This is a genomic window from Streptomyces verrucosisporus (assembly GCF_017114865.1).
Taxonomy (GTDB): Bacteria; Actinomycetota; Actinomycetes; order Streptomycetales; family Streptomycetaceae; genus Streptomyces; species Streptomyces fenghuangensis.
Window position 1 is genome coordinate 24312 of the sequence record NZ_JADEYH010000004.1, and the last position, 17096, is coordinate 41407.

Sequence of the window (17096 nt, forward strand, 5' to 3'; positions counted from 1 at the left end):
GGGCGTCCCGCACTATGCTCCACCGGGCCGCCCGGCCCGCCGGGGAGGTGGGTGGAGTGACGTACGAGCCGGTACCGCTGCACCGGCTGGAGGTGCCCGCGCCGAACGAACTGCCGTTCGCCATCGGCTCCTTCGACACCATCGGGCCGCTGTCACGCGCCGGCTTCCCGCACCGGCACGTCTTCCACGAGATCGTGTACGTCACCAGCGGCCGCGGCACGCATGTGGTGGACGCGGTGCCGTGGCGGCTGAGCCCGCCGAACCTCTGCGCGGTCACTCCCGGGCAGGTGCACCACTGGCGCGGGGTCTCGGGCCTGAACGGCTGGGTGGTGCTGTTCACCGACGACTTCCTGCTGGAGCACCCGGAGGACCGCGAGACGCTGCGGGGCCTGCGTGAGCGGCCGTGGCTGCGGCCGCCGCGCGACGAGGCGGTGCGGCTCTCGGCGCTGCTGCGGGAGATGGACCGGGAGTACCGCGCCCGGGGCGAGGGATTCGCCTCCGTCCTCCAGTCCTATCTGCACGTCCTCCTCGTCCGCGCGAGCCGGCTGCCCGGCGGCGGCCCGCCCGCCGCCGCGGCCGGGCCGGAGGGCGGACGGGCCTCCGAGGCGGCCCGGAAGTTCGGCCGGCTACTGGAGGAGCCGGAGGCGGGACGGCTGTCGGTGCGCGAGTGCGCGGCGCGGCTGGGAGTGTCGGCCGGCCATCTGAACGAGACGGTCAAGCGGGCCACCGGGCGCACCCCGGGAGAGCTTCTGCGGCGAGCGCGGGTGCTGGAGGCCAAACGGCTGCTGACGGGGACGGGGATGACGGTGGGCCAGGTGGCCCGGCGGACAGGCTTCGCCGATCCGGCGTACTTCTGCCGCTTCTTCCGCCGGGAGACCGGTGTCACCCCCGGCGCCTTCCGCAGCGGGGCGGGGGCGGACGGCGGGGCGGACCGGGGCGGGGCCGGAGCGAATCACCACGACCGCTGAGTTCTGTCCATCGCCTCCGCTCGGGCACCCACATAGGTTCAGACCTGCTCGCGAAAGGTCCATACCACATTCCCCGACAGCAGGAGAAACCGTGGAAGACCACCACACCCCCCGCCCCGGAGCCGGCTCCGGGGCGGCCTCCGGGTCCGGCCCCGGCTCCGGGCCGCGCCCCATCAGCCGCAAGAGCGTGCTCAAGGGGGCGCTGCTGGCCGCTCCCCTGCCGCTGCTCGTCGGCGGTGCGCCGGCCCTGGCCCGCACCCTGCGGCCGTCGTCCGCCGGCGAGCAGCTCCCGCTCACCCCGTACTGCGACGACGGGGACGACCCCACACCGCCGCAGATGGAGGGCCCGTACTTCAAGCCGAACTCGCCGCGCCGCACCTCACTGGTCGACGCGGGCACCCGGGGCACACGGCTGACCGTCAGCGGCTACGTGTTCGGCCGGGCCTGCCAGCCGATCGCGGACGTGCTGCTGGACTTCTGGCAGGCGGACGCGGACGGCGCCTACGACAACACCGGCCACCGGTTCCGAGGCCACCAGTACACCGACGCGCGGGGGGCGTTCGAACTCACCACGATCGTCCCCGGCCTGTATCCGGGCCGCACCCGGCACATCCACGTCAAGGCGCAGGCGCCGGGCCGTCCCGTGCTGACCACCCAGCTCTACTTCCCGGGCGAGCCGCGCAACGGCACCGACGCGATCTTCGACCCCGCGCTGCTGATGAACGTGCGGACGGCCGGCTCGGCGAAGGAGGCGACGTTCGACTTCGTCCTCGACGTCTCCCAGACGCCGCCGCCCACCCCGCCCCCGGACGGCCCCGGCGGCACCTGGCGCGCGGGGGTGAATTACGGGGCCGGGGACCGGGTGGAGTACGGCGGAGCCTCCTACACCTGCCTCCAGGCGCATCTGTCCCAGACCGGCTGGGAGCCGCCGAACACCCCGGCCCTGTGGCGGCGGGCCTGATCCCCACCGCCTGATCCCCGCCCGCCGGGTCTCGTCGCCCGGGCCCGTCACCGGAACCCGGTGGTGGGCCCGGGCGTGGTCAGTCGGCCGCCGCGGCCCCGGTGCTCGGACCCCGGTGGGATCCGAGGCAGGCCAGGAGTCCGTCGCGGTGCAGTCCGGCGACCGGCTCCATCAGGTCGGGGTGGCGCAGCAGGGGCGCGGCATCCCGGTCGAGCCCGTCGGGAGCGGCCAGCCTCCGGAAGTCGACCGCCGGCCCCCGCGCGTGCTCGCTGCGCAGGGCGCCGGCCACCGCCTCCTCCACCAGATCCGGCGAGGTCAACAGGCAGGCCGCCCAGCTGGCGAGGACCTCGTCCACCCAGGTGCGCCAGGCGCTCCCCGTCTCGCCGGGCTCGCGCGGCACGGGGATCCACGGCAGTCCGGCGGACGCGCCGCCGGGGTCGTCAAAGATGCCGGAGCCGCCGGAATCGCCGGAGCCGGCCTGCTCCGGGGCCGCAGCGCCGGTGATCCGGTCCAGCCGCAGGGCGCCACCCGGCCCGGCGACCGCCACCAGCGCGGCGTCCAGCGGCGTCGGATAGCGCAGCCAGGCCGCGACCGTGACCGCCTGGCGCGCCTGCGCCTCGGCCAGGGAGGCGCTGAGCACGCCGCCGGCGGTCGGGTAGGCACGGACCAGCCACCGGGTGGTGGCGGCTATGACGGAGGAGAGATCAGCAGACACCTTGGTCCCGCATTTCGGAAGAGCGGATTCCGGTATTCGGTACCCCGATGGTAACGAGCCCCCGCCCGGGCCGCCGGGGTGAATTGCGCCACCGGGCGCCCGGCGGCGCGCGGGGCACCGCACCGGGAGGCGGATCAGGAAGCAGGGCGCGCGTAGGGGGTCTCGTCACCGGCCGTGCGCCGGGCTACGGTGACCTGTGACAGCCGCGCCCCCGGTGGTGACAGCACCGGCGGCGCGGGCGGCCAGGCAGGGTACGGCGGAAGGGGAACTGCCGTTGAACTGCACCACATGCGGAGCCACCGTGATCCAGGGCCCCGACGGGCGCTGGTCATGCGGCAACTGCGGAGCCACCGGATGACCCCATCGCACTCCGACGTCCCGGCGCCCGACGTGGCCGTGATGCACTGCGCGCAGTGCGGCTGGTCGGTCCAGGAGGGGCCGCACGGCGGCTATGTGTGCACCCAGTGCTTCCACACCGTCGAGCCGCCGCTGGGCCTCGGCAGGGGCTGAGCCGGGGCCGCCCGCCCCGTGTAAGCCTCAACCGCCCCCGCGCGCCCGGGGCACGCGCGGCACCGTGCTGTGCGGAGCGGGCCGCCGTGCGGCGCGGGGCGGGCCGGGTACCGCGGCCAGGACGTGCTCCGGCGACCCGTCCGGCAGGCCGTCCGCGGCGTCCGCACGGCCGGGCGTACGGCCCGGCGCCGGCACACCGGAGGGCTCGGCGACGGACGGCGCCGGGCCGGGTCCGCCCTCCGGCGGGGGGAGCAGCGCACCGCCGTGGCGCAGCAGCCACCAGCGGTAGGCCGGGCTGGCCCAGGCGACCTCGGCGTAGGCGGCCATGAGATCGGCTCGCAGGCCGCCGATCTCGGCCGCCGGCGGGCTGTCCGACCGGCAGGCCAGTAACAGCCGTACCGCCAGCGGGTCGTCGCGCAGCGGGCGGATGACCATTCCCTGGCGCTGCTGCGAGACGGGCTGGCACACGCTCACCGCCTCGCCCCCGGCGATCAGCGCCGCGGCGGTGGTGTTGTCGGGCACGTGGACCATGCGCGGGTTCAGTCCGGCGGTCGCGAAGGCACGGCGTGTGGCGGCCCACTCCCCGTCCGCCGTGAAGTCGACGATCCACTGGTCGTCGGCGAGATCGGCCATGTCCACCACCCGGCGGCCGGCCTGGGGATGGGTCTCGGGCAGGGCGATGAACTGCGGTTCCCTGGCGACCAGGACGTGCTGTTCCACCCCTGGCGGGAAGCGCAGCGGGAAGCCCTCCGGCTCGTGGACGAACGCCACGTCCACCTGCCCGTCGGCGACCGTCTGGAGCAGCGAGTTGGCCGAGACGTCGATGTGGAGCCCGGTCCCCGCGCCGGGGTAGCGGACCCGGAGTCTGCGCACCCATCCGGCCACGGCGCGGCTGGCCGTGCTGCCGACCCGCAGCCGCGCCCCTCCGTCCAGCGCCGCCGCGCTCCTCGCCTCGCTCACCAGGGCCGCCATGTCGGCGACGATCGGGCGCGCGCGGCAGAGCACGGACCGCCCCAGGGCCGTGGGACGGCTGCCCGTCCGCTCCCGGGTGAACAGCCGCCCGCCGATGGCGTTCTCGATACGGCGCAGCTGTGTGGTCAGGGAGGGCTGGCTCATGCCCAGGCGCAGCGCCGCCTTGCGGACGCTGCCGGCGTCGGCGATGGCGCACAGCACACGCAGATGCCTCACGTCGAGCTCCACACCTGGAGGATAACGACGCCCCAACAGGCGGCACCAGCCGTCCAAACGCCGCCGAAACGGCATGCCCGGCGTTCCCGGCGCGCGGGTCGGGCCGCCTCCGGCCGTTCCGGCGGGCCCCCGGCACACCTTCCCGCGCCGGGAGACCGGGCGGTGCGATCACGGGTGATAGTCCGGCGCTATCGCCGGTTGGCATCATCCCGGCGGCGCGGAGGTCGAACACAATCCTGACTGACCGAAGTTCCTCCGCCGGACCCGGCCCCCCACAGGTTCCGTATCAGGTTCCGCACCCGGGTTCACCGACGAGAAGGAGACCCCCACATGAAGTCCTCCAGAGCGGCCCTGGCCGCGGCGCTCGGCCTGGGCACGGCCCTGGCCCTGACCGCGGTGCCGGCCTCCGCGGCCCCCTCCCAGGCCGACCGGCTCCCCGCCTCGGTCGCCGCGTACTCCGGCTCCGCCGCCGACCAGGCCAACACCAGGGCCTTCTTCGAGGCCGTGTTGGAGTCCGCGCTGTCCAAGCAGCGTGCCACGGGGGCACAGGCCGTCACGGTCGTCTACGACGCCAGCCGGGCTCCCTCGTTCGCCACCGAGATATCCCGCAGCGCCCAGATCTGGAACTCCTCGGTCAGCAACGTGCGCCTGGTCTCGGGCAGCAACGCCGACTTCCGGTACTACGAGGGCAACGACTCGCGCGGCTCCTACGCCAGCACCGACGGCCGCGGCAACGGCTACATCTTCCTGGACTACCGGCAGAACCAGGTCTACAACTCCACCCGCGTCACCTCGCACGAGACCGGCCACGTGCTGGGCCTGCGGGACAACTACTCCGGGCCGTGCAGCGAGCTGATGTCCGGCGGCGGCCCCGGCCCGTCCTGCACCAACGCCTACCCCAACGCCGCCGAGCGCAGCCGGGTCAACCAGATCTGGTCGTACGGCCTGAGCGCCTTCCAGAAGGAGTCCACCGCCAAGGCCCGCTGACGACGGTGCCGTCGTCCGGTGAGCCGCCTCACCGGACGGCGGCCGACCGGCGCGGCCGCCCGCCGGCCCGGCGTTTTTCTCCCCCCACGGACGCCGGTCCGGCGGCCCCGCTCCGGCGCCGGGCAGGAGAGACGAGACCCTGCCCGGCGCCGGCGCCCACCTTCCGCACGGCCCGTACCGCCGAAACCCCGTCGGCACACCCCGCGCAGAGGCCTCGCCGGCGCCGCGTCAGGGGCGCAGGATCAGCCGGACCGGGTTGCCCTCCTTGCGCAGCAGCCGGTCCACCGCCTCCCGTGCCTCCGCCAGCGGCAGCACCCCGCTGACCGACCGCGAGAACTCCACCCGGTGCCGCCGCACCAGTTCGACGAGCTGCACCACATGCTCGTCGGAGGAGCCGTAGTGGCCCAGCACCTGCTGCTGGAAGTAGCTGAAGGCGGTGCCGTCGGTGATGGTCAGCGGCCTGTCGGTGAGCCCGACCAGCACCAGCCTGCCGCCCTGCCCCAGGCAGCGCACCGCCTGCTCCCGCACCGCCGGCACCCCGGCGAAGTCGAAGGCGACGGCCAGCCCGGCCCCGCCGGTCTCCCCCCGCACCCGGGCGGGCAGTTCGGGGTCGTCCGAGGAGAGGGCCAGGTCGGCGCCGAAGGCCAGGGCCCGCTCACGCGCCTCGGGCAGGGGGTCGACAGCGATGATCGGCGCGGCGCCCACCAGGCGCAGCAGCTGCACGCCGTGCACGCCCAGACCACCCGCGCCCCAGACGCCGGCCGGACGCGCGGGCTCGGTGCGGGCGGTGGCGGTGATGGCGGCCCACGGGGTGGACACCGCGTCCGGGATGATCGCGGCCTGCTCGAAGGGCAGCTCGTCCGGGATCCGCACCAGCGTCGACCCGGCCGCCACCGCGTACTCGGCCCAGCCCCCGTCGTAGTCCACGCCGCGGGTCCACACCACCCCGTCCCGTTCCTCCCCGGCCTGGAGCAGAACGCGCTGCCCCGGCCGCCACCGGGTCACGCCCGCGCCCGGCTCGGCGACGACGCCCGCGACCTCGTGGCCGAGGGTGACGGTGTCCCCGGACAGGTACAGCGGGGTGAGCGTGCCGTCGATCAGGTGTACGTCCGACAGGCAGACCCCCGCGGCCTCCACCTTGACCAGCACCTCCCCCGGCCCCGGGCGCGGGGTGGGCACCTCCTCCACCGAGAAGGCGCGCGTCTTCACGTCCAGCCGTCCGGCGAGCACGGTGACCACCTGTCTCCCGCATCGGTGCCTGCGTTTCTCCTTGCGTTCCCGCCGGGGTACCCGCGCCGGAGACGGGGAATGCGGCCCGGCCGGTGGTTTCGCACCGTGCCCGCGTTCCCGGTCCCGGACACGGCCCCGCCTGCGGTCCCGGCCCGGATCAGGCGTCGGCCCGGCCCTGCGCGGGGATCTCCTCCGCCGCGGGCGGCGGGCCGGGCGGGGTCCCGTCGCCGAAGGGCCGCCCGCCCAGCTCCTCGCGGTGGTGCGGGGTCAGCCAGCCGGACGGGTCCGGGCCCAGAGGCACGATCTGGGTGGGGTTGATGTCGGTGTGCACCTGGTAGTAATGGCGCTTGATGTGGTCGAAGTCGACCGTGTCGCCGAAGCCGGGGGTCTGGAAGAGGTCGCGGGCGTAGGCCCACAGCACCGGGTCCTCGGTCAGCTTGTTGCGGTTGCACTTGAAGTGGTTGTGGTAGACCGCGTCGAAGCGCACCAGGGTCGTGAACAGCCGCACGTCGGCCTCGGTGATGGTGTCCCCCACCAGGTAGCGGCGTCCGGCCAGGCGCTCGGAGAGCCGGTCCCAGCAGGCGAACAGGTTCCGGTAGGCGCGCTCGTAGGCCCGCTCGCTCTTGGCGAATCCGGCCAGGTAGACGCCGTTGTTCAGATTGCGGTAGACGTCCTCCATCACCTCGTCGATCTCGTCGCGCAGCGGCTCGGGGTACAGGTCGGGCGCGCCGTCGCGGTGCAGCGCGGTCCACTCGGTGGCCAGGTCGAGCGTGATGCGCGGGTAGTCGTTGGTGACGAGCACGCCGCTGGGGACGTCGACGACCGCCGGGACGCTGATGCCGCCGTCGTAGCCGGGCTCGCGGGCGGCGTACGCCTCGCCGAGGAAGGCGATGCCCAGCACAGGGTCCCGGCCGTCCGGGTCCAGGGTGAAGCGCCAGCTCCGCTCGTCCTGCAGGGGGTCGGTGACGGCCAGGGAGATCGCGTCCTCCAGGCCGAGCAGCCGCCGCACCACCAGGGCGCGGCTCGCCCAGGGGCAGGCCCGGCTGACCACCAGCCGGTACCGTCCGGCCTCGACCGGCCAGCCGTCGGCGCCGTCGGCCGTGATGCGGTCGGTGAAGTGGCTCGGGGACCTCTTGTACTCGGCTGTCGTGCTGCCGGGGTTGCCGACGCTGGTCGTCATGGGGGCTGTCTTCCTCTCGGGCTTCGGGACTCTCGAAACGCCCCGGTCGTCCGGCTCGCCGACTCGCCGGCTCTCGGGCTCTCGGGCGACGGGGCGCGGGGATTGGACGCCTACCCGCTCCCGCGTCCCGGCACCCGTACGCCCGGCGGCCCCGCCCCGTCAGCTTCCGGCGGTGGCCCGTTCCGGACGCGCCGCCCCGCGCGGCTCGCCGCGGTAGGTGCCGAACTGCCAGCTGTTGCCCTCGACGTCGCGCACGGCGAAGTCGCGGGAGCCGTGGTCGGTGTCGTACGGCTCCCTCAGCACCCGTGCACCGGCGCGCACGGCCCGCGCGAAGAGCTCGTCGGGGCGTGCGGTGACGACGTACGCGCCGAAACTCCCCGGCTCCAGGGGCCAGGGGTCGTCGTCGCCCCCGCGCACCGAGCCGAGCATGATCCCGCCGCCCTCGGGCCAGTCCAGCTGCGCGTGGTGGACGGTGTCCGCGTCCGCGCCCTCGCCCCTGACGACCAGTGTCTCCTCGAAGCCGAACGCGTCGGCCAGGAAGCGGATCAGCGCCGGGGCGTCGTGGGCCCGCAGCGTCGGCCACACCGTGGGGTGCGGTGCCGTGGGGTGCGGTGCCGTGCCGTTCGTGCCTGCCGTCATCTCCGCCGTCCTCCATCGTCGGGTCGCTTCCGGGTTCTCGCGGCTCACCCGTCCTCGGTGAGCCCCCGCACGTCCCACTGTGGTGCCGGGGCGCCCTCGGCGGCTTGGACGTTTCGGAACAGTGCGCCGTGCTCCAGCTCCAGCCAGCGGCTGGGTGCGCAGCCCGCCAGCGCCCGGAACTCCCGGGCCAGATGGGCCTGGTCGAAGTAACCGCACTCGGCTGCCAGTACGGCCAGCCCCAGCTCGCCCGCGCCCGCGGCGACCGTCCCGTCGGCCCCGCGGGCCCCCACAGCCCCGGCGGCCTCGACGGCCCGGGCCTCCAGCAGACGGCGGGCCCGGTCGAAGCGGACCACCCGGGCCGCGGCCTTGGGCGTGAGTCCGATCTCGGTGCGGAAACGGCCGGTGAGGTGGCGGGTGCTCCAGCCGGCTTCCTCCGCCAGTTCCGGGACGGAGACGGCGCCGCCGGAGGCCAGCAGCCGGTGCCAGGCACGCGCCACCTCGGGGCGCGCGGTCCGCTCCGGGCGCAGCAGACGCGGCAGGACGCGGTCGAGTACGGCGAAGCGCTCCGGCCAGGTCGCGGCCTGCCGCAGCCGGTCGTGGAGCTCGGCGCAGTGCCGCCCGAGCACGGCGTCGGCGGGCACGTCCAGATGTGCCAGCTCGCCGGCGGGCGGACCCAGCAGGGCCCGTGCGCCCAGCGGGCCGAGCGCGATCTGGACGCCCGACTGCCTGCCCTCGTGGGTGATCAGCGCGGGCGCCGCGTGAAGGCCGCCGAGCAGCGTGTCGTAGTGGCCGGGCGGCTGCCGGGGATCGGGATGGGCGGCCACGGTGAGCCGGTCGTCCAGGGTGAGGATCAGCGTCAGGTACGGGGAGGGCAGGCCCCGGTGGAGGGCGGGCCGCAGACCGGCCTGGCGGTAGCCGGTGTACCGGGCGACGTACGGCCGCAGGGCGGGGGCCGGCCGGCGGCACACGTACTCGTCGACCGCCCCGCCGGCCCCGGGGCGGCCGGCGGGAGACGCGGGGCCGGTTCCGGTCGTGGTGCCCATACGGCCCAGTATCGGCCCTGAGGCGGGGAGGGCGGACGCGGCAGGCGGGGTGCGGGCGGATCAGTCCAGGCCGAGGGCGGCCAGGTGCCGGGCGAAGGGGACGACGGTCTCCGTCTCCCCGGCCCCGTCGGCCGGGCCGGTCGCCTCGGCAGCGTCGTCCACACCGTTCGCACCCGCCGTGCCGGCCCTCCCGGCGGGCCTCGGCCGGGTCCCGGCCAGTTCCGCCAGCTCCTGTCCCGCCCGTTCGATCCTGGCCGACAGCTCGCCCACCCTCTCGTCCACGCCGCCCCAGTCCCCGGAGGCGGCGTAGACGGCGGTGGGGACGGTGACCGCCCGCAGGTAGGCGAACATCGGGCGCATGGCGTGCTCGATGACCAGGGAGTGGCGCGGTGTGCCGCCGGTCGCGGCCATCAGGACCGGCTTGCCGTGCAGCGCGGTGTTGTCGACGACGTCGAAGAAGGACTTGAACAGGCCGCTGTAGGAGGCGGTGAAGACCGGGGTGACCGCTATCAGGCCGTCCGCCCCCGTCACCGCCTCGACCGCCTCGGCCAGGGCGGGGCCGGGGAAGCCGGTGACCAGGTTGTGGGCGATGTCGGTGGCCAGGTCTCGCAGCTCCACCACTCGTGTCTCCACCGGACGCTCCCCGTCCTCCAGGTGCCGCCGGGCCGCCTGCGCCAGCCGGTCGGCGAGCAGGCGGGTGGAGGAGGGGCGGCCGAGGCCGGCCGAGACGGCCGTGATCCGGATGGGTTCCATGGTGGTGCTCCTACGGGTCCTGTGCGGGGCGTCCGGTGTGCCCGGCGGGGTCCGGACGGGATGCGGTGGCTGTGGTCGGGCCGTGCCGGGCCTTGTCAGACCGTGGTTCCGGGGGACGCGGCCTCGGTTCCGGCTTCGGCCCCCGCCTCGCGGCGGGCGAGGAGGGAGGCGTGCGTGGGGGCGTCCGGCACCTGCGCGGGACGCCTGGCGGCGAACTCCTCGCGCAGCACGGGCACGACCTCCTCGCCGAGCATGTCGATCTGCTCCAGCACGGTCTTCAGCGGCAGCCCGGCGTGGTCCATCAGGAAGAGCTGGCGCTGGTAGTCGCCGGCGTAGTCGCGGAAGGCGAGGGTCTTCTCGACGACCTGCTGCGGGCTGCCCACCGTCAGCGGGGTCTGCTCGGTGAAGTCCTCCAGCGACGGCCCGTGTCCGTAGACGGGCGCGTTGTCGAAGTACGGGCGGAACTCGCGGACGGCGTCCTGGGAGTCGCGCCGCATGAACACCTGACCGCCCAGACCGACGATCGCCTGCTCGGCGGTGCCGTGGCCGTAGTGGGCGTAGCGCTCCCGGTACAGGGAGACCATGCGCTGGGTGTGCTCCTTGTTCCAGAAGATGTTGTTGTGGAAGAAGCCGTCGCCGTAGTAGGCGGCCTGCTCGGCGATCTCCGGGGAGCGGATGGAGCCGTGCCAGACGAACGGCGGGACGCCGTCGAGCGGGCGCGGGGTGGAGGTGAAGCCCTGCAGGGGGGTGCGGAAGCGGCCCTGCCAGTCCACCACGTCCTCGCGCCACAGCTTGTGCAGCAGCGCGTAGTTCTCGATGGCCAGCGGGATGCCCTGGCGGATGTCCTGTCCGAACCAGGGGTAGACCGGCCCGGTGTTGCCCCGTCCCAGCATCACGTCCACGCGCCCGTCGGCCAGGTGCTGGAGCATCGCGAAGTCCTCCGCGATCTTGACCGGGTCGTTGGTGGTGATCAGGGTGGTGGAGGTGGACAGGATCAGGCGCTCGGTGCGGGCGGCGATCCAGCCCAGCATGGTCGTCGGCGAGGAGGGCACGAAGGGCGGGTTGTGGTGCTCGCCGGTGGCGAAGACGTCCAGGCCCACCTCCTCGGCCTTGAGCGCGATGGCGACCATGGCCTTGATGCGTTCGTGCTCGGTGGGCGTCCGGCCCGTGGTCGGGTCCGGGGTGACGTCGCCCACGGTGAAGATTCCGAACTGCACTGCGCTCACATCCAGATGGTTGATTGTTCAATCACTTTACCGAACAGCCGGGCTCCCCTCCCTATTCCGGCTCCCCTCCCCACTGCTCCCCACCCGGCAGGCATGGACACCCGGGAGCGGGGAACCGCGTAGCGCGGAACGCCCACAGCGGGCTGCCCGTACGGCCCGCACGGGCAGCCCGTACGAGGCAGGGAGCGAGGCAGCATGTTCAAACGCCGTCGCAAGGAAGAGCGGCACGAGAAGGACGAGCGGCTCAGGCAGGTGGCCAAGGAGCACGTCCGCCATCTGTCCGGCGAGACCGCCAGGGGACGGGTCGACCCGGCCACGACCGAGCACACCGGGCGCGAGAAGGGCGCTCCCGGCAGCCCCGGCGTCTCCGGCGAGGGCGACGCCTCTCGCTGAGGAGGTCCTCGGACCGCGTGCGGTGGGGTCCGGCCCGTGCGGACCGGTCCCCACCGCGCTCACTCCAGGATCTTCAGGCCCACGACACCGGCGACGATCAGCACCAGGCAGAGCACACGCCCGGTGGAGGCGGGGTCGCCCAGCGCGACCATCCCGTACAGCGCCGTGCACACGGCCCCGATCCCGACCCACACCGCGTACCCGGTGCCGATGGGGATGCCGCGCATCGCGTAGGCCAGGCCGCCCATGCTGAGGGCGAGGGCGACGACGAACAGCACACTGGGCCTGAGCCGGGTCAGGCCGTGCGACGCCGAGAGCGCCGCGGCCCACACCGCTTCCAGGAGCCCCGATACGACCAGTACGACCCACGCCACGACGTGACCTCCGCAGGTGATGTGCCTTGCCGCGTATGACCTGCGCCGTCTTGTCCTGCCGGGTACGGCGCGCTCGTCCGGGGCGCGGGGGCGCCACGGCCAAACCTAACACCGGACCGCACCGCGCCCGGCCCGCGCCTCTCCACGCCCCCTGCGCGCCCCTGGGCGCCTCCCGTCATGCCGCCGCGCTTCCCGGGCACGCGGGAGTACATGCGCTACTACGCCGACCTGCATGTGCACTCCCGGTACAGCAGGGCGTGCAGCCGCAACAGCGATCTGCCGCACCTGGCCCGGTGGGCGCGGCGCAAGGGGATCACCGTGCTGGGCACCGGCGACTTCCTCCACCCCGTGTGGGCGAACGTGCTGCGCGAGTCGCTGGTGCCCGCGGAGCCGGGCCTGTTCCGGCTGCGCGACGACCTCGACCGCGAGGTGCTGGAGGACCTGCCGCCGGCCTGCCGCGGCCCGCTGCGCTTCCTGCTCCAGGTGGAGGTCGCCACCAACTACCGGCGCGGTGGCCGGGGCCGCCGGATCCACCACCTGTGCTACGAGCCGGACTTCGAAGCGGCCGGGCGCCTGGCCCGCGCCCTGTCCCCTTACGGCGACCTCGCCTCGGACGGTCGTCCCGCCCTGGCGGTGGACTCCCGCGATCTGCTGGAGGCCGTCCTGTCCTGCGGCGAGGGCGCCTACCTGGTCCCCGCGCACGCCTGGACGCCCTGGTTCGGCGTCCTCGGCTCGAAGTCCGGCTTCGACGGCGTGGACGAGTGCTACGGCGACCTGGCCGACCACGTCTTCGCCCTGGAGACGGGCCTGTCCTCGGATCCGGAGATGAACTGGCGGGTCTCCTCGCTGGACCGCCTGCGGCTGGTCAGCCACTCGGACGCGCACTCCCCGCCCGTCCTGGGCCGCAACGCCACCGTGTTCGACACCGAGGTGGACTACTTCGCGATCCGCCGCGCCCTGGAGACCGGCCGGGGGTACGCCGGCACCGTGGACCTGTACCCGGAGGCGGGCAAGTACCACCTGGACGGGCACCGCGCCTGCGGGGTGCGGCTGGAGCCGACCGAGACCAGGGAGAGCGGCGGCAGGTGCCCGGTGTGCGGCAGGAGGCCGACCGTCGGCGTGCTCCACCGGGTCGAGGAGCTGGCCGACCGCGCCCCCGGGCGGAGGCCGTCCACCGGCGGCGAGGCCCTGAAGATCGTCCCGCTGCCGGAGATCGCGGGTGAGATCCTCGGTGTCGGGCCGAGGACCAGGACCGTCGAACGCGCCCTGGAGAGCCTGACCGCCGCCCTGGGACCCGAGCTGCCGCTGCTGCTCCAGGTGCCGGTGGACCGGGTGCGCGGGGCGGGCGAGCCGGAGACGGCCGAGGCGATCGAGCGGCTGCGCGCCCACCGGGTGCGGCGCGAGTCCGGCTACGACGGCCGGTACGGCTCGGTCTCGCTGTTCGGCCCCGAGGACACCGGGGAGCGGTGGGAGAAGCCGGCGCCGGCGGGCGGGGCGGGCCGGTAGGGCTCGGGGGCAGCCGCAAAGGCGCACCCCCGTCCCGCTCCCGGACGCATACCACCGCGGCCGGCGGGTACCCCGGCGGCGCACCGATCCCCACAGCGCGGGAGGCGGCCGATGATTCCCCGGACACTGAGGATCCCGACCGACGGAGGAGCCGCACTGACCGGGGACCTCACCGTGCCCGACGGGGCACGCGGCGTCGTGGCCTTCGCCCACGGCAGCGGCAGCTCCCGGCACAGTCCGCGCAACCGTGCGGTGGCCGGGGTCCTGCAGGACGCCGGGCTGGGCACGCTCCTGTTCGACCTGCTCACCGAGGACGAGGAGCGGACGGACACGGTCACCGCCGAGTACCGCTTCGACATCCCCCTCCTCGCGCGGCGCCTGGTGGCGGCCGTCGACTGGCTCGGCGGCCGCCCGGACACCGCCCGGCTGCCGATCGGTCTGTTCGGGGCCAGCACCGGCGCCGCCGCGGCCCTGGTGGCCGCGGCCGAGCAGCCCGACCGGGTGCGGGCCGTGGTCTCCCGGGGCGGCAGGCCCGACCTCGCGGGCGGCGCACTGGACCGGGTCACCGCGCCCGTCCTGCTGATCGTCGGCGGCGAGGACCACGAGGTGCTGCGGCTGAACGAGCAGGCCGCCTCGCGGCTGTCGGCCCCGTGCACGGTGCACGTGGTGCCCGGCGCCACCCATCTGTTCGAGGAGCCCGGCACCCTCGACCAGGCCGCCGCCGCGGCCCGCGACTGGTTCGTCCGGATGGCCGGGCAGACGGTGCCCCGGTGAACGGTCCCGCCGGCGCACCGGCGTCCGGTCTCTGCCGCCCGGCACCCGGTCTCCGCGCGGCGGGGCCACGGGGAAGCGAAGGGAGACAAATCATGCGCTTCCACGACCGCACGCAGGCGGGCCGGATGCTCGCCGAGCCGCTGCGGGACCTCCAGCGCGCCGGGGAGATCGGCGACCCGCTGGTACTGGCCCTCCCCCGGGGCGGCGTACCCGTCGGCGAGGAGGTCGCCCGCGCGCTGCACGCGCCGCTGGACGTACTGGTCGCCCGCAAGATCGGCGCGCCGTTCAACCCGGAGTTCGGCATCGGGGCCATAGCGGGCGAGGGACCGCCGCTGTTCGACGAGCGGTCCCTGCGGATGCTCGGCCTGACGGCCGGGGACCTGGCCGGGCAGGTCGAGCGGGAGCGGGCGGAGCTGCGCCGCCGCGAGCGCCTGTACCGCGGCGGCCGTCCCGCCCTGGAGCTGCGGGGCCGCTCGGTGATCGTCGTCGACGACGGGCTGGCCACCGGCGTCACCGCGCGCGCCGCGCTGCACGCCGCCCGCGTCATGGAGCCGGAGGCGCTGGTCCTGGCCGTCCCGGTCTCCTCCGTGCAGGCGGCCGCGGCGATGGAGCAGGTGGCCGACCTTCTGGTGTGTCTGGAGACGCCGCCGTCCTTCCAGGGGGTCGGACAGTGGTACGAGGACTTCCACCAGGTCGGCGACGAGGAGGTGATCGCCGCCCTGAGGGCCTCGGCCGCCGCGCGCTGAGGGCCTCGGCGGCCCGGGGCCGCAGGCTTGGGGCCGCGTTCAGCGACTGGCGGCCAGCACTGCCGCGAGGCCTTCCCGCAGGTCCTCGGCGAAATACCCGGGAACCTCCAGCGACGGGAAGTGCCCCCCTCTTTCGGGCGTCCGCCACCGGACGATCCGCCGGTACCGCTCCTGCGCCCAGGGACGCGGACACTTCTCGACGTCACGGGGGTACATGGTGATCGCCGACGGGACGTCGACCCGGAGTCCGGGGTCGAGCGAGTTGTGGCTCTCGTAGTAGATGCGGGCCGCCGACGCGCCGGTCCGTGTCAGCCAGTAGAGGGTGACGTCGTCGAGAACGCGGTCCCTGGAGATCGTCTCGAACGGGCTGTCCTCGGTGTCCGACCACTCGGCGAACTTGTCGAGGATCCAGGCGAGGAGCCCGACCGGCGAGTCCACGAGCGAGTAGCCGATGGTCTGCGGCCGGGTCGCCTGCTGTTTGGCGTATGCCGCACGGTGGCGCCAGAAGTCGCGGGTTTCCTCGGTCCACCCGCGCTCGGCCGGCGTCAGCCCGTCCGTCGTCAGCCCGGGCGGCGCCTCCGCGAACGTCGTGTGGATGCCCAGGACGTGCGCCGGGAACCTGCCGCCGAGAACCGTGGTGATATTGCCTCCCCAGTCTCCGCCGTGGGCCAGGAACCCGCCGTAGCCGAGCCTTCCCATCAGCTCCACCCATGCGGCCGCGATCCTCTCGGTTCCCCACCCGGTGGCGGTCGGCTTGTCGCTGTAACCGAAGCCCGGCAGCGACGGGACCACGACGTGGAAGGCCGGCGCGTCCGCGTCCTCCGGGTCCGCCAGTTCGTCCACCACGTCGACGAACCGGACAACGCTGTCCGGCCAGCCGTGCGTCAGGACCACAGGGGTGGCGTCCGCACGCGTGGACCGGCGGTGCAGGAAGTGGATTCCCAGACCGTCGACGACCGTGCGGAACTGGCCGATGCGGTTGAGGCGCTCCTCGAACGGCCGCCAGTCGTACCCGGTGCGCCAGTAGTCCACGACATCGACGAGGTCGGCGAGGGGAACGCCCTGTTCCCATCGGCGGGGACCGGGCGCGGCGCGGTGGACCGTCTCGGCCTCCGGCAGTCGCGCCGCGGCCAGTCGCGCACGCAGATCGTCGAGGTCGGCGTCGGTCGCGCGGGCTTCGAACACCCGCACGTCGCGGGTGGGGCGGGGCATGGGACCTCCTGGCCGTCGCAGGACCGGCCACGAATCATCGCGAACCGTCTAAGCCGGTTCTAACACGCCGTCATCTCGGCGTGCAACCGGCTAAGGTGGTTCCATGCGCGCTGGGTTCCCCGACTTCCGCCTCGGCAACGTGCTGGCGACCAGCTTCACGGCGACCCTGACGGAGCGTCGCGGAAACGCCGTGGAGCGCATCCCCACGCCGCACCGGCTCCTCGACTGGCTGGCGGTGAACGGCCTCGCCGCGGACTCCTGCACCACCGCCCAGTTCGACCTCGCCCGGGAGTTGAGGGAGTCGATTCACGCCGCCGCGACAGCGGCCGCGCTCCACGACGCCCTCCCCGCATCCGCCGTCGAAGTCATCAACGACCGCAGCGCGGAGGGCCGGGCCGCCGCGATCCTGACGCCCGAGGGCGAGCGGCGGTGGCGGCTCGGCCCGGGCCCCCAGATGGAGGACGCCCTCGGCGTGATCGCCGCCGACGCGATCGACATCATCGCGGGCGAGCGGGACGGAAGGCTGGCCCTATGCGCGTCACCGACCTGCCGGGCGGCCTTCTTCGACACCAGCCGGAGCCGCACCCGCAGATGGTGCGACATGAACACGTGCGGGAACCGCCAGAAGAAAGCACGCTTCAACGCCGGCCGGCGCGAGCGCTCCGGATCGGCGGAGTGACCGCCCCGCTCG

The 17096-nt window shown here is 74.4% G+C and carries 19 protein-coding genes and 1 riboswitch; of the genes, 9 read left to right on the forward strand and 10 right to left on the reverse strand.

Translation table 11 applies throughout. The features are described 5' to 3' along the window. Positions 1-77 precede the first annotated feature (77 nt). Together IQ279_RS07365 and IQ279_RS07370 are read left to right on the forward strand one after the other, a co-directional pair. A complete protein-coding gene (locus IQ279_RS07365; RefSeq protein ID WP_241027782.1) occupies positions 78-968 on the forward strand; it encodes a helix-turn-helix transcriptional regulator in 891 nt (296 codons plus the stop codon). A gap of 91 nt (positions 969-1059) precedes the next feature. Then, positions 1060-1929, forward strand: coding sequence for a dioxygenase family protein (locus IQ279_RS07370; RefSeq protein ID WP_206347532.1), 870 nt, complete (start codon positions 1060-1062; stop codon positions 1927-1929). Positions 1930-2008: 79 nt separating this feature from the next. Here the strand turns inward: IQ279_RS07370 and IQ279_RS07375 are convergent, their stop codons facing one another. After that, on the reverse strand, positions 2009-2644 hold the full coding sequence (locus IQ279_RS07375; protein WP_206347533.1) for a hypothetical protein: 636 nt from the start codon (positions 2642-2644) through the stop codon (positions 2009-2011). A gap of 354 nt (positions 2645-2998) precedes the next feature. Between IQ279_RS07375 and IQ279_RS07380 the strand changes: the two genes are divergently transcribed. Beyond that, a complete protein-coding gene (locus IQ279_RS07380; protein WP_206347534.1) occupies positions 2999-3154 on the forward strand; it encodes a hypothetical protein in 156 nt (51 codons plus the stop codon). A 27-nt stretch (positions 3155-3181) separates the two neighbouring features. Here the strand turns inward: IQ279_RS07380 and IQ279_RS07385 are convergent, their stop codons facing one another. After that, positions 3182-4342, reverse strand: a complete 1161-nt coding sequence (locus IQ279_RS07385) for a LysR family transcriptional regulator (RefSeq protein WP_372445098.1) — start codon at positions 4340-4342, stop codon at positions 3182-3184. 330 nt (positions 4343-4672) lie between these two features. On the opposite strand from IQ279_RS07385, the gene snpA reads away from it, so the two are divergent. After that, a complete protein-coding gene (gene snpA, locus IQ279_RS07390) occupies positions 4673-5329 on the forward strand; it encodes a snapalysin (protein WP_206347536.1) in 657 nt (218 codons plus the stop codon). Between the two features lie 228 nt (positions 5330-5557). Here snpA and IQ279_RS07395 read toward each other — a convergent pair whose 3' ends face one another. The 6 genes from IQ279_RS07395 to IQ279_RS07420 form a co-directional block, all read right to left on the reverse strand. Beyond that, positions 5558-6568 (reverse strand): zinc-binding dehydrogenase, encoded by a 1011-nt coding sequence (locus IQ279_RS07395; RefSeq protein WP_206347537.1) that lies wholly within the window; start codon positions 6566-6568, stop codon positions 5558-5560. Positions 6569-6716: 148 nt separating this feature from the next. Continuing rightward, positions 6717-7739, reverse strand: coding sequence for a glutathione S-transferase family protein (locus IQ279_RS07400; RefSeq protein WP_206347538.1), 1023 nt, complete (start codon positions 7737-7739; stop codon positions 6717-6719). Positions 7740-7898: 159 nt separating this feature from the next. Continuing rightward, a complete protein-coding gene (locus tag IQ279_RS07405) occupies positions 7899-8378 on the reverse strand; it encodes a VOC family protein (RefSeq protein ID WP_206347539.1) in 480 nt (159 codons plus the stop codon). A gap of 44 nt (positions 8379-8422) precedes the next feature. Next, positions 8423-9421, reverse strand: a complete 999-nt coding sequence (locus tag IQ279_RS07410; RefSeq protein ID WP_206347540.1) for a helix-turn-helix domain-containing protein — start codon at positions 9419-9421, stop codon at positions 8423-8425. Between the two features lie 60 nt (positions 9422-9481). Beyond that, positions 9482-10174, reverse strand: a complete 693-nt coding sequence (locus IQ279_RS07415) for an FMN reductase (protein WP_206347541.1) — start codon at positions 10172-10174, stop codon at positions 9482-9484. 95 nt (positions 10175-10269) lie between these two features. Beyond that, positions 10270-11391 carry an LLM class flavin-dependent oxidoreductase gene (locus IQ279_RS07420; RefSeq protein ID WP_206347711.1) on the reverse strand — a complete coding sequence of 374 codons (1122 nt, stop codon included), beginning with the start codon at positions 11389-11391 and terminating at the stop codon, positions 10270-10272. A gap of 204 nt (positions 11392-11595) precedes the next feature. On the opposite strand from IQ279_RS07420, the gene IQ279_RS07425 reads away from it, so the two are divergent. Then, complete coding sequence (locus IQ279_RS07425) at positions 11596-11793, forward strand: hypothetical protein (protein ID WP_206347542.1); 198 nt, start codon at positions 11596-11598, stop codon at positions 11791-11793. A gap of 59 nt (positions 11794-11852) precedes the next feature. Here the strand turns inward: IQ279_RS07425 and IQ279_RS07430 are convergent, their stop codons facing one another. Then, positions 11853-12167 (reverse strand): DMT family transporter, encoded by a 315-nt coding sequence (locus IQ279_RS07430; protein WP_206347543.1) that lies wholly within the window; start codon positions 12165-12167, stop codon positions 11853-11855. A gap of 39 nt (positions 12168-12206) precedes the next feature. Further along, positions 12207-12270, reverse strand: a riboswitch (guanidine-III (ykkC-III) riboswitch). A gap of 74 nt (positions 12271-12344) precedes the next feature. On the opposite strand from IQ279_RS07430, the gene IQ279_RS07435 reads away from it, so the two are divergent. The 3 genes from IQ279_RS07435 to IQ279_RS07445 all read left to right on the forward strand — a co-directional run bounded on the left by IQ279_RS07435 (position 12345) and on the right by IQ279_RS07445 (position 15193). Continuing rightward, a complete protein-coding gene (locus IQ279_RS07435; RefSeq protein ID WP_206347544.1) occupies positions 12345-13673 on the forward strand; it encodes an endonuclease Q family protein in 1329 nt (442 codons plus the stop codon). Positions 13674-13784: 111 nt separating this feature from the next. Next, positions 13785-14447, forward strand: coding sequence for a dienelactone hydrolase family protein (locus tag IQ279_RS07440; protein WP_206347545.1), 663 nt, complete (start codon positions 13785-13787; stop codon positions 14445-14447). 92 nt (positions 14448-14539) lie between these two features. After that, positions 14540-15193: a phosphoribosyltransferase gene (locus IQ279_RS07445; protein ID WP_206347546.1), complete on the forward strand. Its 654-nt coding sequence runs from the start codon at positions 14540-14542 to the stop codon at positions 15191-15193. 39 nt (positions 15194-15232) lie between these two features. Here IQ279_RS07445 and IQ279_RS07450 read toward each other — a convergent pair whose 3' ends face one another. Continuing rightward, positions 15233-16405, reverse strand: a complete 1173-nt coding sequence (locus tag IQ279_RS07450) for an epoxide hydrolase family protein (protein ID WP_206347547.1) — start codon at positions 16403-16405, stop codon at positions 15233-15235. 103 nt (positions 16406-16508) lie between these two features. On the opposite strand from IQ279_RS07450, the gene IQ279_RS07455 reads away from it, so the two are divergent. Continuing rightward, entirely contained in the window at positions 16509-17084 is a 576-nt protein-coding gene (locus IQ279_RS07455) for a CGNR zinc finger domain-containing protein (RefSeq protein ID WP_206347548.1), read from the forward strand. The last annotated feature ends 12 nt before the right edge of the window (positions 17085-17096 follow it).